The sequence below is a fragment of the Comamonas sp. MYb69 genome (assembly GCF_037479315.1).
Classification (GTDB): Bacteria; Pseudomonadota; Gammaproteobacteria; order Burkholderiales; family Burkholderiaceae_C; genus Comamonas.
In genome coordinates this window covers 235,686-249,999 of record NZ_JBBGZG010000004.1, presented here as the reverse complement: position 1 = coordinate 249,999, position 14,314 = coordinate 235,686, and the positions used below count along the sequence as shown (strand labels likewise).

The 14,314-nt window shown below is 62.6% G+C and carries 15 protein-coding genes; 5 read left to right on the top strand and 10 right to left on the bottom strand.

Features of this window, described 5'->3' with window-relative positions:
• Positions 1-216 precede the first annotated feature (216 nt).
• The 4 genes from WH303_RS07475 to WH303_RS07460 form a co-directional block, all read right to left on the bottom strand.
• Positions 217-1,383 carry a mandelate racemase/muconate lactonizing enzyme family protein gene (locus WH303_RS07475; protein ID WP_339517718.1) on the bottom strand — a complete coding sequence of 389 codons (1,167 nt, stop codon included), beginning with the start codon at positions 1,381-1,383 and terminating at the stop codon, positions 217-219.
• A 36-nt stretch (positions 1,384-1,419) separates the two neighbouring features.
• Complete coding sequence (locus WH303_RS07470) at positions 1,420-2,118, bottom strand: SDR family NAD(P)-dependent oxidoreductase (RefSeq protein ID WP_339517717.1); 699 nt, start codon at positions 2,116-2,118, stop codon at positions 1,420-1,422.
• Positions 2,108-3,082, bottom strand: coding sequence for a Bug family tripartite tricarboxylate transporter substrate binding protein (locus WH303_RS07465; protein ID WP_339517715.1), 975 nt, complete (start codon positions 3,080-3,082; stop codon positions 2,108-2,110). The genes WH303_RS07470 and WH303_RS07465 overlap by 11 nt, the downstream gene beginning before the upstream one ends.
• A gap of 316 nt (positions 3,083-3,398) precedes the next feature.
• On the bottom strand, positions 3,399-4,337 hold the full coding sequence (locus tag WH303_RS07460) for a dihydrodipicolinate synthase family protein (RefSeq protein WP_339517714.1): 939 nt from the start codon (positions 4,335-4,337) through the stop codon (positions 3,399-3,401).
• Between the two features lie 123 nt (positions 4,338-4,460).
• On the opposite strand from WH303_RS07460, the gene WH303_RS07455 reads away from it, so the two are divergent.
• The 5 genes from WH303_RS07455 (at position 4,461) to WH303_RS07435 (ending at position 7,650) form a co-directional block, all read left to right on the top strand.
• Positions 4,461-5,453, top strand: coding sequence for a LysR family transcriptional regulator (locus tag WH303_RS07455; RefSeq protein ID WP_339517713.1), 993 nt, complete (start codon positions 4,461-4,463; stop codon positions 5,451-5,453).
• A gap of 100 nt (positions 5,454-5,553) precedes the next feature.
• A complete protein-coding gene (locus WH303_RS07450; protein WP_339517712.1) occupies positions 5,554-5,760 on the top strand; it encodes a hypothetical protein in 207 nt (68 codons plus the stop codon).
• 53 nt (positions 5,761-5,813) lie between these two features.
• Positions 5,814-6,335, top strand: coding sequence for a DUF6881 domain-containing protein (locus WH303_RS07445; protein WP_339517711.1), 522 nt, complete (start codon positions 5,814-5,816; stop codon positions 6,333-6,335).
• Positions 6,336-6,589: 254 nt separating this feature from the next.
• The gene (locus WH303_RS07440) at positions 6,590-7,063 is read left to right on the top strand and encodes a hypothetical protein (RefSeq protein ID WP_339517710.1); all 474 of its coding nucleotides are present in this window, start codon (positions 6,590-6,592) and stop codon (positions 7,061-7,063) included.
• Positions 7,064-7,092: 29 nt separating this feature from the next.
• On the top strand, positions 7,093-7,650 hold the full coding sequence (locus WH303_RS07435; protein ID WP_339517709.1) for a GNAT family N-acetyltransferase: 558 nt from the start codon (positions 7,093-7,095) through the stop codon (positions 7,648-7,650).
• A 127-nt stretch (positions 7,651-7,777) separates the two neighbouring features.
• On the opposite strand, the gene WH303_RS07430 is transcribed toward WH303_RS07435, so the two are convergent.
• The 6 genes from WH303_RS07430 to WH303_RS07405 form a co-directional block, all read right to left on the bottom strand.
• A complete protein-coding gene (locus tag WH303_RS07430) occupies positions 7,778-8,401 on the bottom strand; it encodes an ANTAR domain-containing response regulator (RefSeq protein WP_021027508.1) in 624 nt (207 codons plus the stop codon).
• 2 nt (positions 8,402-8,403) lie between these two features.
• Positions 8,404-9,549, bottom strand: coding sequence for a transporter substrate-binding domain-containing protein (locus WH303_RS07425; RefSeq protein ID WP_339517707.1), 1,146 nt, complete (start codon positions 9,547-9,549; stop codon positions 8,404-8,406).
• Between the two features lie 145 nt (positions 9,550-9,694).
• Positions 9,695-11,497, bottom strand: a complete 1,803-nt coding sequence (locus WH303_RS07420; protein WP_339517706.1) for a nitric oxide reductase activation protein NorD — start codon at positions 11,495-11,497, stop codon at positions 9,695-9,697.
• Positions 11,498-11,510: 13 nt separating this feature from the next.
• The gene (locus WH303_RS07415) at positions 11,511-12,353 is read right to left on the bottom strand and encodes a CbbQ/NirQ/NorQ/GpvN family protein (RefSeq protein WP_339517704.1); all 843 of its coding nucleotides are present in this window, start codon (positions 12,351-12,353) and stop codon (positions 11,511-11,513) included.
• A gap of 5 nt (positions 12,354-12,358) precedes the next feature.
• A complete protein-coding gene (locus WH303_RS07410) occupies positions 12,359-12,841 on the bottom strand; it encodes an AmiS/UreI family transporter (RefSeq protein ID WP_021027504.1) in 483 nt (160 codons plus the stop codon).
• Positions 12,842-12,919: 78 nt separating this feature from the next.
• Positions 12,920-13,957, bottom strand: coding sequence for an aliphatic amidase (locus WH303_RS07405; protein WP_116925108.1), 1,038 nt, complete (start codon positions 13,955-13,957; stop codon positions 12,920-12,922).
• Between the last annotated feature and the right edge of the window lie 357 nt (positions 13,958-14,314).

Sequence of the window (14,314 nt, the reverse complement as noted above, 5' to 3'; positions counted from 1 at the left end):
CCGAAGGCGCCCTGCTCTTTGGCGATAGTTGCGCTTGCCCTTGCAGGCATGGCCCAAAAAGAAAACGCCTCGGCTTTAAGGCAAGCAGAGGCGCAAAGGCGCCTATAAGGCGCCGCTGGGGGAGGCAGTCGCAAGCGTCGACTGGCGCGACCACTTGCCGATTCTCAAAATAAAGCCGCAAGCGCCCTATTCGCAAGCGCTTGTGGCCAGACCGGGTCAGGAAGCCAGGGCCCGCATCTCCGCGATCAGATCGGACTTGCCTTCAAAGCCGATGCCCGGCAGCGCTGGCAAGGTGACATAGCCGTTGTCCACCTTCACGCCATCGGGGAAGCCGCCATAGGGCTGGAACAGGTCCGGGTAGCTCTCGTTGCCACCCAGACCCAGGCCGGCGGCAATGGCCAGCGACATCTGGTGGCCGCCGTGGGGAATGCAGCGGCTGGGCGACCAGCCGTACTCCTTGAGCATGTCCAAGGTGCGCAGGTATTCCACCAGGCCATAGCTCAGTGCGCAGTCAAACTGCAGCCAGTCGCGGTCCTTGTGCATGCCGCCGTGGCGGATCAGGTTGCGGGCATCCTGCATCGAGAACAGGTTTTCACCGGTGGCCATGGGGCCTTTGTAGACCTCGCCCAGCTTGGCCTGCAGTTCAAAGTCCAGCGGATCACCGGCCTCTTCGTACCAGAACAGCGGGTACTGCGACAGCGCCTTGCCGTAGTCGATGGCGGTCTGCAGGTCAAAGCGGCCATTGGCATCCACCGCCAGTTGCTGGCCCGGGCCCAGGATCTTCAGCACCGATTCGATGCGCTCGCAGTCCTCGGCCAGGGTGGCGCCGCCGATCTTCATCTTGACCACCGAGTAGCCGCGCGCCAGGTAGCTTTCCATTTCGCGCTGAAGTGCCTCCAGGCCCTTGCCGGGGTAGTAGTAGCCACCGGCGGCGTAGACAAACACGCGCGGGTTGGCTGTGCCATTGCCATAGCGCTCAGCCAGCATCTGGAACAAGGGCTTGCCGGCGATCTTGGCCGTGGCATCCCAGACAGCCATGTCGATGGTGCCGACCGCCACCGAGCGCTCGCCATGGCCGCCGGGCTTTTCATTGATCATCATGCGGGCCCAGACCTTGTGCGGGTCCAGGTTCTCCCCGGTCTCGTCCAGCAGGCTGCCGGGCTCGGCTTCGAGCACGCGGGGGATAAAGCGCTCGCGCATCAGCGCGCCCTGGCCGTAGCGGCCGTTGGAGTTGAAGCCGTAACCAATGACGGGCTTGCCATCACGGATGACATCGGTGACCACAGCGACCAGGCTCAAGGTCATCTTGGAGAAGTCGATGTAGGCGTTGCGGATGTCCGACTTGATGGGACGGGTGGATTCGAGGATGTTGACGATCTTCATGGTGGTCATCGGTTGTGAAAATGGGGGGATGAAATATCAGCGGGCCAGGGACGAGCCACCACAGATGGCGATGTCCTGCCCGGTGATGGCGGCAGCCGCCGGAGACAAAAGAAAGCCCACCAGGGCGGCGATCTCGGCCGGCTCAATCAGGCGGCCAAGGGGTGGCAGGCGCGGCGCACTGCCGGCGCGGGCCGGGTCGCTCAACATGCCAGTGGCCGTGGCTGCGGGCGAGACCACATTCAGCGTCACGCCCTGCGCAGCCACCTCGGCCGCCCAGCTGCGCGCCAGCGCGATCAAGGCCGCCTTGGTGGCCGCGTACTGGCCGCGCCCGGCCATGCCTTGCGCCACCCGGCTGCCAATAAACACCACCCGGCCCTGGCCGCGCTGGGCCATGCCGGGCACGATGGCATCGGCCAGGCGCGTAGCGGCATCGACATTCAGGCGCCACATCAGCGCGCCGCCGTCGTGGTCAAGCTGGCCCAGCGCGCCCACGCGCAGCACGCCGGCGGCATGCACCAGCGCATCCACGGCGGGCAGGGCCGCAGCGCTGCGTGCAATGGCGGCGCCGTCCGTCAGATCGACCGGCACATGCGCATAGCTGCCATGCACGATGGTGGCCTGCGCCACATCAAGCCCCGTGACGCGCCAGCCCGCCGCCAGCAACGCCTGGGCAATGGCGCTGCCAATGCCGCTGCTCGCGCCGGTCACAACGACATGGCCCAGCTCAGTCTGCACGGATGCCTCCTTCGCTCACGATCTTTTGCGCACGTTCGATCTCGCTGCGCTGGAATTTCACAAAGTCCTCGGCGCTGCCGGGCGTGGGCAGCAGGCCTTGTTCCTTGAGCTTGGGCGCCATATCGACCAGGGCCTTGTTCACCTCGGCGTTGAGGCGCTGCACCAGCGCGGGCGCGGTCTTGGCAGGCGCCCAGAGGCCATACCAGCTGTAGAACTCATAGCCGGGAATGGTCTCTGCCACGGTAGGCACATCCGGCAGGCTGGGCACGCGCTCGGCCGAGGTAACGGCCACCACGCGCAGCATGCCGCCCTTGTGGTACTGGAGGGAGCCCAGGATCGGGTCGATAAAACCGTCAATCTGCCCGCCAATCAAATCCTGGAACGCCGGTGCCGTGCCTTTGTAGGGAACGATCAGGTAGTCCAGGCCGCCCGCACGCTTGAGCAGCTCGGTAGACAGATGCCCGGCTGAGCCGAGCGACCCCACGGCAAAAGTCATCTTGCCGGGGTGGGCCTTGCCGTAGGCGATGAGCGACTTGATATCGGTCACCGGCAGGTTCTTGTTGATGGCCACCGACAGCGGGGCCTTGGCCACCAGCGCAATCGGCACAAAGTCTTGCGTCACGTTGTAGGGCACGGACTTGAGCGTCAGCGGCGCTGTGACATGCGTGGAGGCACTGAACAGCAAGGTGTAGCCATCGGCCGGCGCGCGGGCCACCGTCTCACCGCCGATCACACCGCTGGCACCGGGCTTGTTCTCGATGACAAAGGGCTGGCCCAACTGGTCGGCGAGCTTTTGCCCCAGCATGCGGCCCACCGCATCGAGCGTGCCGCCCGGCGGAAAGGGGATCACGACCCGCACCGGCTTGGCCGGATAGGTCTGCGCAAAGCCGCTGGCGGCCAGGGCCAAGGCGGCAGCGCCAATGGCGGTGCGTAGCGCGGTACGGATAAATGGTTGGCGTTGCATGGTGTCTTGTCTCCTGTCGGTTTTTTTCTAGAACGTGTTGACGATCTCTACGCAGCCGCGTTGGCGTGCAATCGGGATGAGTTCGAAGCGGTGGTTCGCAGCTTGCACCGAGGTGCAAGCAAGAGCCAACGCGAAGAAATCGCCCGATTTCACGTCAACCCGTAGGGACAGTGACTTTGCGGACACCCCGTCTTGAGGTGCACGCATCACTTCATTCCGCAAGGGCACTGTCGAGGCGCGAGGAGATCGTCAACACGTTCTTCGGGACCCCTGGGGGCAAAGGACCTGGGGTCCCCTGCCCTACTTCAACGGCGGCTTAGCGCTTGAGCAGCCCGGCTTGCTTGACGGCGGCGCGCAGTGCCTCCACTTCCTTGGCATTGGGCGCTTCGGTCGGTGGGCGCACGGTGGCGTCGTCAATCACGCCGGCCAGGTACATGCCGCCCTTCATGCGGGCATGGGCCTCGCCGGTGGGTTCGCCACCGCCATACACGGCATCCTTGAGCGGGGTGATGATGGCCTGCACTTCCATCGCCTTCTTCAGGTCGCCCGCCTTCACCGCATTCCACAGGTCGATGATCAGCTGCGGAATAAACGTCGCAAAACCCACCAGCGCGCCGTCCACGCCCTGCACCATCGAGGCGAGCAGGTACTCGTCGTGGCAGGTCAGGATGGCCTTGGAGGCATCAGCCTCGCGGATCGCCTGGATGTCGCGGGCGTATTTGTTCATGTCGCGCTGTCCCACCTTGAAGGCCTGCAGGTAGGGCAGCTTCGCCAGACCGGCCAGCAGTTGCGACGAGTAGGAGGCACGCGTCCAGGCCGGGTACACATGGCAGACCAGGTCGGCATGGGGGGCGGCTTTGTGGATGGCATCGAAATACTGCAGCGCGTGGCCGGAGGTGAAGCCAAAGCGCAGCCAGTGGTGCGGGGGCATCACATCCAGCGCCACGGCGCCGGCTTCCACCGCAGCGCGGGCATGCTCTGCCGCATCGGCCAGGCCTTCGCAAACGATGGACGAGATCACCGGCATGCGGCCCTTGAGCTCGTCGGCCACAATGCGCGTCACCTCAGCGCGCTCGGCGGGCGTCAGCGAGAACACCTCGCCGGTGTGGCCATTGGTCATGATCGCGACCACGCCATCGTGGCCGGCTAGCCAGGATGCAAGCTTGCGCAGTGCGGGTTCGTCAATGCGGTGGTCCGGGGTGAAAGGGCAAGAGATGGCAGGAATAATTCCACGATAATTCGCGATGGCAGGCATGTTTTTGTCTCCGTTAGGGGTGCGGGTGGTCAACGGTGTTCATCATTTCGCAGGCTGCCTCTGCTGTCCAATACCCGAAACGCATACATGTATCTATGAGCCAGGCAGGCTCCAAGGAAACCCATGGGACCCGGCAACCGCCCGCTCGATCTGGAGTGGCTCGAAGACTTCATGGCACTGGCCGATACCGGCAACTTCTCGCGCGCAGCCGAGGCCCGCGCCATTGCCCAGCCGGCCTTTAGCCGCCATATCCGCTCGCTGGAAGACTGGGTCGGCGTGGAGCTGTTTGACCGCAGTGCCCACCCTGCCGCCCTCACCCCCGCCGGCCAGCGCTTTCTGCCGCTGCTGCAAAACGTGCTGGCCAACCTGGAGGCCGCCCGCATCAAGGCCCGCGCCGCGCACGACCAGGCTGCCGCCAGCCTGCGCTTTGCCGCCACCCATGTGCTGTCGCTCACCTTCTTTCCGCGCTGGCTGGTCGGCATGGAAGCGCAGCTGCGCCTGGGCCCGATCCAGACGATGAGCGACAGCTCACTTGCCTGCGAAGACCTGATGCTGCAGCGGCGCGTGCAGTTTGTGCTGTGCCACGGCCACGCCGCCGTGCCCGGGCGCCTGGACGAAGGCCAGTACCCGGTGCTGCGCCTGTCCGATGACCTGCTGCGCCCGGTCAGCGCCGCCGCCCCCGATGCACCCGGACAGCCGCTGCACCGCATCGGCCAGGACAGCGATGTGCCCGTGCTCGCCTACAGCGAAGCCTCGGGCCTGGGCCGCATCATGCGATCGCGCATGCGCGGCATGTTTGCCGATGGCGCAGACGCTGTGCACGCTGGCCAGCCCGGTATGGCGCATGGCGTCGCCGTCGTCTTTACCGCCCACCACGCGGCCTTACTCAAAACCATGGCCCTGGAAGGCCGAGGCGTCGCCTGGCTGCCCCATAGCCTTATCACCGAAGAGCTGCGCAGTGGCAGCCTGGTGCCTGCGGGCGACGACCGCTGGAACGTACCGGTGGAGATCCGCCTGTACCGGCAACGCTCGGAGATGGCGCCGGCGGCAGAGGCGCTGTGGGCGCTGGTGCAGGGGCAGCAGACTGGGGGAGCGGATGGGAAGCAGGTCGGCTAGGCCCTGAAGCGCTGCGGTCATCGCGCCGCTGCAGAATGGGCATGGATGGGATGACCCCATACCCAGGTGCTGCGCATCGTGTTTTCAACCGGAGTGGATGATGGATCTCGCTATCGCGGCCTTCGCTGTGCTCGCCGTCACTGTCGTGCTGTTCTTGCTCTGGGACCAGTGGCGGCTCGGCAAGAAAGCCTTGCGTGACGCCAAGCGTGAACGGCCATTTCCGGCGGAGCCCGCGAAGGCTGGCTCGCGGAATGATGCAGGGGCCAATGGCGGCGGCGGTGATGGCTGTGGGGGCGATGGGGAATAGTTGCTTCTGAGGACGCTGGTTAGACTGCATCCTGACATCCACATCGACCCACCATGAAACGACCACACCAATACATTGACGTGATTTGGAGTCACGATAGTCTTGAATATCCCGTTCGACTCGTGTCAGAACTTAGCGCGGACCGCTGCGAATTGCGCAAGCTGGAGTTTTTTCGCGATGGAACTGTGGATGCGGCTGACATCGACCGCGAAACATCGCGAACGCGGCTTGGCATAGGTGGAATTCCGTCATTGGATGAGATCAACCAAGATCCACAGTTCCTGGCGACTGCTATCCATCAAGATCACTTTGACAGGCTGTGGCTTCAATATGCATTTCAATCAGAAAAAATTACCGACCTGCAGTGCCTGCAGATCGCAGAGCAGTATTTAAGCTCCCATGGTATTGGGCACCTATGCCCGGGAACGCTCGGGAGACAAGAGCCAGACCGATGCGAAGTTATCTTTTTAATTCCCGAAACTATGGACCCCGAGATCGCCGTTGTTGATCCACCCGATGTGAGAGTTTGGGTAAGCTTGTCGAGTGGGCTTGTGAAGTTAATAGATCAAATGTAGAGATACGGGGAACACTAGATTGAAACCATCCTCGGATGGTCATTTTCTGGATGCGCGAGCTGCGATCTATCAGCTACAGGAAACCACCGGGGATGCATGATGTGACTCTCCTAGGAGTAAGGCAGATGCCCCCTGCTCTCTTAACAAACAGCCAAAAACCGCGTCCCTCGCTCTTGCAAAAGCCATTATGTGAAAGCCCCACCCTGACCGCGTCGGCCTGGCCATAAGAGCGACAGCACCTAAGCACAACCTCCATGCTGCAACACCCTTACCTCCGTAGACTTGACTCTTTTTCCCTGACCGTGCTTACAGACATACAAGGGTTGTCGCTGCAGTTCTTTGAATCGGACTGGGGCACCACCGACGAACAACTCTGTTTTTACGAAGGCACGCTTCTTGGTATCGCCTACCCAGTGAATGGCTCGGCTGACATTGCGATCGACTTACTTCCCCAACTGGAAAAGAAGCGCCGCTATCCATGGCCCTCAACCACAGCGTTTTCCCAAGCACTTGTCACTTGCACGGAGAAATCCCCCCGCTGGCTATTACATTGCGAGCAGGACACTGACCAGCACGCCATCCAGGCAATCACTGATGATGCACAAGTGAAGCACTCCATGGCGTTGGCGCTGGCCTACTGTGAAGGGAAGGCGCATTCCTGCCCCGGCTTCGTTGCAGGAGACAAGAGCTCAATGGCCATATACAGAAACTCGAAAGCAGGCCTATGATCGGTTTGAGCCATTCATAGCGAGCGCATATGTTTCCTGAGATTGCCGACACCCCCATCCAAACGCCCCGCCTGAGCTTGCGCCTTGCCGGCCCCGGCGATGGCGAAGCCGTTTATGCAGCGGTGGTAGAAAGCCTGGCCAGCCTGCGCGCCTGGCCCACCTCGCTGCCCTGGGCACTGTATGAGCCGTCGGTATCGGCGTCCGAAGACTTTTGCCTCGCCAGCATGCGTGATCGCGAAAACGGCACTGGCCTGGCGTTTCTGGTCTGGGACCACGAGCAGCGATTGATCGGCAGCGTGGGCCTGCACACGATCCGCTGGGACATTCCCAGCATGGAAATTGGCTTTTGGATGCGCAGTGGCGTGCACCGAAACGGATTTGCGAAAGAGGCGGTCACGGCCGTCCTGCACTTGGCATTCACGCAATTGAAAGCGCGGCGGGTGTTTGCGCGCACCGATGAAGATAACGCGGGCAGCCGTGCGACCTGCGCCAGCGCGGGGATGCTGTTGGAGGGGGTGCTAAAAAATGAGCGCATCACGCCATCAGGGCAGTTAAAGAATGGCTGTGTGTATGCGTCAACTCGGTAGCCTGCGATTGCCGTAATCGGCCCAGCGCAGATCTGGCGCGGCTTGGCTGCTGCAGGTTATAAACCGCGCCTTGATGCCAGGCGCCCAGGCAACGCTGCAGCAGCCCGAGGATCCTCCGCTTCTGCCACTACTCGGGCTTGCCCTTCATCCCCAACAATTCGCTCGCACTGATGATGGCCTGGGCGATCTCTTCGACCGATACGCGCTTTTTCATGGCCTGCTCGCGCAGCATTTCGTAGGCGCGGTCTTCACTGACCTGATGGGTGGCAATGAGGATGGCTTTGGCGTCGGTCACACGGCGTTGGCCCAGCAGCTTGTTTTGCAGTTTGTGCACATGTTGCTGCATCTGCCGGTGCTCCTTGTGCATCTGGCGCGCGACAACCAAGGTGGAGAGCAGGCCAAAGGAGCGTATGGGCGAAGGCAGGATCGCCTGCGCCTTGAGCTCCAGCACGGCAGACACAATGGTGGGGTTTTCATAGTTCACCACCGCCACCAGCGCAGGCGCCTGCTCACCGCTCGCCCAGGCCATGAGCAGGTGCAGAAAATCAGGGCGTACCGCCAACAGGACGATATCCGGGTCGTCCGGCAATTGCTGCACCGGTGGCCAGACGCTGCGCACCTGGCAGCCGATGCGCTGGAGCTGCTGGGCCAGCAGCAAGCCATCGGCATCCTCGGGGTGCATCAGGATGATTTTGAGTTGGCGCAGCTCCTTGAGGTGCTGCGAGGTAGCGCGGGGCTGCTGCGGGTTCACGCTCAGACCTCGATCTTGGCCGTCCAGTCGCCCAAGGAATGGGTGACCAGATAAGGATCCGGCGATACGGCGCGTTTGGCCTCGCGCAGTATGGTGAACTCCCCTTGCGCATTGGCCCGCCCAATGCGCGGGTAGACCCAGGTGTGGTGGTTTCCGGGATCGATGCGCACACGCCCCTGAGGCGCATCAAACTCGCTGCCCAGCAGGTAAGGCAGCAACTCGCTGATGGTGTCGCTGCCCGAGCGGCGAAAGGCTTTGGCAAACATATGCAGCTGAAAATAGGAGGCTTCCCAGCACAGATTGGGGCGGCAGTCATCGCCGAAAAGCCGCTTGAGGTGGGCCAGGCAGCGCTGGTTGGCGGCAGATTGGATCGACTGAAAATAAGGTGCCGAGGTGATGTGGCCGGCTGCGATGTCAAAGCCCATTTGCCCGATCTCGGCCTCCGAGGTGGTGAGGCTGCAGATCGGCATTTCTTTGGTGCTGAAGCCGGCATCGGCATAGGCGCGGTAGAGCTGGGCGGTGGAGTCTCCGACCACCGTGGAAAAAATGAAGTCAGGGCGCTTCTGGCGGATATCTTCCATGACGGCTTGGTAATCGTGCTCGGTGGCCGCCAGTGGCAGGTAACGCTCGCCGAGGATTTCGCCCTCGGGGTGCTGCAGGACCAATTCGCGCAGTATGCGGTTGGATTCGTAGGGGTAGATGTAGTCCGAGCCGATGAGGTACACGCGCGCGCCAAAGCTGCTGGTCATGAAATCGGCCAACTGCACGCTGTTCTGGTTGGGGGCGGCGCCGGTGTAGATGATGTTCGCGGAGAACTCGAAGCCTTCGTAGAGCGTGGGGTAGAACAAAAGCTTGTTCCATTTCTCGACGACGGGCAGCACGGCCTTGCGGCTGCTGGACATATAGCAGCCAAAAATGGTGTTGACGCGGTCGTGCATGATCAACTGCTCGGCCAGGCGCGCGTACTCGGCAGGGTTGGACGCCGGGTCATAGCGCACGGCCACCAGCTCACGCCCGAGCACGCCGCCGGCGTTGTTGATTTCGTCGATGGCCAGCAAGCTGCCCTGCAGTTGCGACTGGCCAATGATGGACGTGGTGCCCGTTTCCGAAAAGAGAATGCCGACACGCAAGGGATCGTTGTTTGCCAAAACCTGTCTCCTGGTCTATCCCACTCCAATGCTTGGGCCACTGGAGCGGATGCGGGGTAAATGCATAAAGCGTGCCAGCCAGCTTAGCGCAGCGGCAGGCGCTGGCCGGTCTCATCGGTGCAGGGCTGGGGAGTGCCCTGCACATCTAGCGCCCAGCGGCCAGGCGCGCGCCCATCCTGGTCAAGCGCGGCAGCAGCTGCACGGCGTCATCCGCGATGTCATAGCCCCGCCATCCGAAGATCTGGCGCACATAGGCATCGGCCTGTGCATCGACAGCCAGACAGCAAACGCGCACGCCTGCGCGCTTGGCCTCCTGAACGGCATGCCGCGCATCTTCGATCAGGTATCGCTTGTCGTGCACATCGATGTCGTGCGGAGCGCCATCGGTGACCACCAACAGGCTGCGCTGCCCTTCGGGCTCGTTGCGCAGCAGGCTGCTGGCATGGCGCAGGGCCGCGCCCATGCGCGTCGAATAGCGCCCGCGCAGGGCTTGGACCATGGCTGCCGTGGCGCTGCTGTGTGCCTGGCCAAAATCAAGCAAGCGGTAGTAGTTGACTTCGGCACGGGTGTTGGACGAGAACGCATGGATGGCCAGACGTTCGGCGCTGCGCAAGCACGCCTGCGCCAGCATCAGCGCGGCTTGCTTCTCCAATGCCAGCAGACTCTGGCCCTGCGGCCCGATGTCGTTGACCGATTCGGAGATGTCCAGCAGCACCAACATGCTGGCGGGGCGTGGGCCCTGGCCGCTGCGCATGAAAATGCGCGGGTCGGGGCGTAGCTGCATGCGCATGTCCACCTGCACGTCGATGGCCGCATTGAGGTCCAGCGCATCGCCCTCCCACTGGCGGCGAAGCCGATGGCGCCGGTCGAGCACGCGGGGATGGGGCAACGCCAGACTGTCGACCCTGGAGGCACTGGACAGGCGCGCACTGCGGATCTCGCTCAGGCCCTGCCAGGCGGGGAGTTTTTCGACCACCTGGCACCAATCGGCCTTCATATGCTCGCTCCTGTAGTCCCATTCCGGGTAGTGAAAGCGGGCGATCTCCAATTCTTCGGCCGCCTGGGGCGTTTGCGCCGGCTCGGGCGGCTGTTGCGCATTTCTTGTATGCGCCACATGCCGTTGCGCGGCGGTCTGGGGCAGATGCAAGGCCTCGTCCTGGTTGTCTTGCGACTCGGGATGCGCCCAGAGGTAGCTGTTGTCATCCCGGTAGAGCGTGGGCCCGGCATAGTGCTGTGGATCCATGCGCACCCGCATCTGGCCAAGGTCATTGGCAAGGATGGAGGCGATGGCGCGGAATGCCGCATAGTCTTCAAGCCCATGCTTTTGCACCGTGCCTTCAAAGAGCTCCTGCGCCTTGTTGACCCAGTGGTTAGCGCTGTGGCTGTCCGCCAGCAGCAAGATCCGGTCAAGCCGCGCCATAAAGGCGGTAAAGCCCAGGTTTTCCGCCTCGGGCTCGGGCGCGATATGCGCCTGGAACCAAGGGCGTGCGCCGGGGTAGTCGCGCAGCAACAGGCGTTCGGCGCGGGCGTCTTCTATGGCCGAGACCAGCACCATGCCCATGGGCTTCAAGGCCTGGCTGGTCTGGCGTGCGGGTGAATGCAGCAGATGCGCCGCAGCATGCGCCACCATGGCGGTGTGCCGGTGGGCACGCTCGGCCTCGGGCAGATCATGCAGCGGCGGTAGCATCAAGCGTGCAGCGCTTGATGCAGCTCCACCATCTGCAGCAAGCACGATGGCACGCTGCGCTGAGGCAGGCGGGGCCGCTGCGCCACCCAGCAGCCCCCCCGCCTCCTGATGCGGACTGGCAGCCTGCAAGGGGTGGACTTGCACCCGGCTCAACGCCAGGCAGGAGGCCAGCCTGGCCAGGCGTTCAAAACTGCGTGTGTCGTCGTCGATCCAGGTTGCGGCGGCGCGCTCGCTGAGCCGGGAGGCGGATGATGGGGCCATGGTGCTGTGCTTTTTAGCTTGCAAATTTGGCTTGCACGAGTTGCTTCAGCGCTTGGCAGGTGTCGGGGTCATCCGTCAAGGCCTGGGTGATCGTCATGTCGCAACTGTCGGCGGGAGATACGCCATCGCGTATCAGCAAGCCGGCGTAGATGAGCATGCGGGTGGAGGCGCCTTCATCGAGGCCATGGTGCTTGAGTGCGCGCGTGCTGTGGGCCAGCGCGACCAGACGCTCGGCCAGCGCAGGCGCGATGCCCGCTTCGTGCGCGACGATGTCGGCCTCGGTTGCGGCATCGGGGTAGTCAAACTCCAAGGCGGCAAAGCGCTGGCGCGTCGAGGGCTTCATGTCCTTGGCGCTGCTCTGGTAGCCGGGGTTGTAGGAGACCACCAGTTGGAAATCCGGATGTGCATGCACGACTTCACCCTTCTTGTCGAGGGGAAGCACACGGCGCGCGTCGGTCAGCGGATGGATGACGACCGTCGTGTCCTGCCGTGCCTCCACCACCTCATCGAGGTAGCAGATGGCACCGTAGCGCACCGCCATGGTGAGCGGCCCGTCGTGCCAGGCCGTGCCATCGGCATCGAGCAGGTAGCGGCCGACCAGGTCAGAGGCGGTCATGTCTTCGTTGCAGGCCAGGGTGATGAGCGGGCGCTGGAGCGCCCAGGCCATGCGCTCGACAAAGCGCGTCTTGCCGCAGCCCGTTGGGCCTTTCAGAATCAGCGGCATGCGGTGGCGGTAGGCCTGCTCGTACAGAGCGATCTCATTGCGGGCGGGCCGGTAAAACGGCTCTTTGGCCATGCGGTACTCGGCCAGCGGGTCATCGCCGCGGGCGGCATGCAGCGGGTCTTTTGCATTCATCATGTTCACCATTTCCCCATCAACAACATCAAACCCGGAATCCAGCAGGTCACAATGCCCACCAGCACCGTGTAGGCCGCCAGAAAGCGCAGCTGCTTGCCGAGCCCCAGCGCAAGAAAGAAGAAAAACCACAGACTCGCCCAGACCAGCCACATGGCGATGACGCGGATATCACCGGCAGCGGCGGCAAAGGCCAGCGCACTGACCGCCACAAACAGGCAGTACCAACCCAGGCCCACGCCTTTGAGCGCCCACCACTGCACCACCGCCAGGTACAGGTAGGTGAAAGCAAAAAGCAGGCCTCCTGCGGCAGCGAAATAGTCAGGGTCCGTGTCTGCACGAAGAATGCCAACGGCATTGATGAACAAAGCCAGCAGACCCACGAGCAGATTGACAGGCGCAGAGTCCCGCGCGTCGATGCGGCCGCTCAGGCCCATACCGTTGACGATCAGCACCATGCCAATGAAAAAAAGTGCGATACCCAGCATGTTTGTCTCCTTGTTTTTTATCGGATGGCATGGCTGCTCGATACCGGGCGGCCATGCCCACTGACTGGGGTTGCGGCTTTAGCGGTGCTGGGGCGCTTCGTGCGGAATCCCTTCTATCGGGCATTCAGGGGTGCCCACCGTCGTGCGGGTGAACGACTCGACCATCTCCCGCGTCCCTTCGGGGTCGTTGACCCACTGGCTGTAGAAGCTGTAGGGGCAGGCGGCAACGCCCTTGTCGCCATCGCCCGAATTGATGGTGCCGGTGTAGCCGCGGTGCACCAGTTTGAAGAGGTGGTTTTGTGACTGGCCGTTCTTGCGTGCATCGCGGATCAGCGATTTGGACAGCTCCGCATACTGGATGCCCATTTCCTCTTCACCGGTCTCGCCCAAGGTGCGGCCGTCAAAACCGATGATGGCCGAGTGACCGAAATAGGAGTAGACGCCGTCAAAGCCCGCCGCATTGGCCACGGCCACATAGGTGTTGTTCATGAACGCCATGGCCTTGGACACCAGGATTTGCTGCTCCTTGGCCGGGTACATATAGCCTTGGCAGCGGACGATCAGCTCGGCGCCACGCATCGCACAGTCGCGCCAGATCTCGGGGTAGTTGCCGTCGTCGCAGATGATCAGGCTGATCTTCATCCCCTTGGGGCCTTCGCTGACATAGGTACAGTCGCCGGGATACCAGCCTTCGATAGGCACCCAGGGCATGATCTTGCGGTATTTCTGCACGATCTCGCCCTGGTTGTTCATGAGGACCAGGGTGTTGTAGGGCGCCTTGTTGGGGTGCTCTTCATGGCGCTCGCCGGTGAGCGAGAAAATCCCCCAGACATTGGCCTTGCGGCAGGCATCGGCAAAGATGGCCGTCTCTTCACCGGGAATGGCAGAGGCGGTCTCGTACATCTCCTTGGAGTCGTACATGATGCCGTGCGTGGAGTACTCGGGGAACACCACCAGGTCCATGCCCGGCAGCCCTCGCTTCATGCCCACCACCATGTCGGCGATCTTGCGGCAGTTGTCCAGTACCTCGGCCTTGGTATGCAGGCGTGGCATCTTGTAGTTCACCACCGCTACGCCTACGCAATCATTGCTGCTTGAAATATCTCCGTGTCTCATGGCTGTGCTCCAAGTTAATGAGAAAAAAGTGCGACCTGTCCGGCTGGCAGCCGCAGCGCAGGGGTTTCAAAGCAGCGTAGGCAAAGCTCCGCCAGCGAACCAAAGGCCTGGTCCGAAAAACGGGAATACCAAAAAACGAACGAAAAAAAGCCCGAATCGACTCAGGAATGAATCGATTCGGGCTTTATTGCCGGACATCTGCGCTGGCAACCTTGGCAGCTGATGTCAATATCTGCAACGAAATCTGCGTGGCGCTTGTCCGCCGCCAGACAATGGTAGAACGATTGTGGCCATGGCCGCCTAGAACATCTACCGGTTGCAGCGTTTGAGCGATGGTGGTAATTGGCGAGCCGCGCA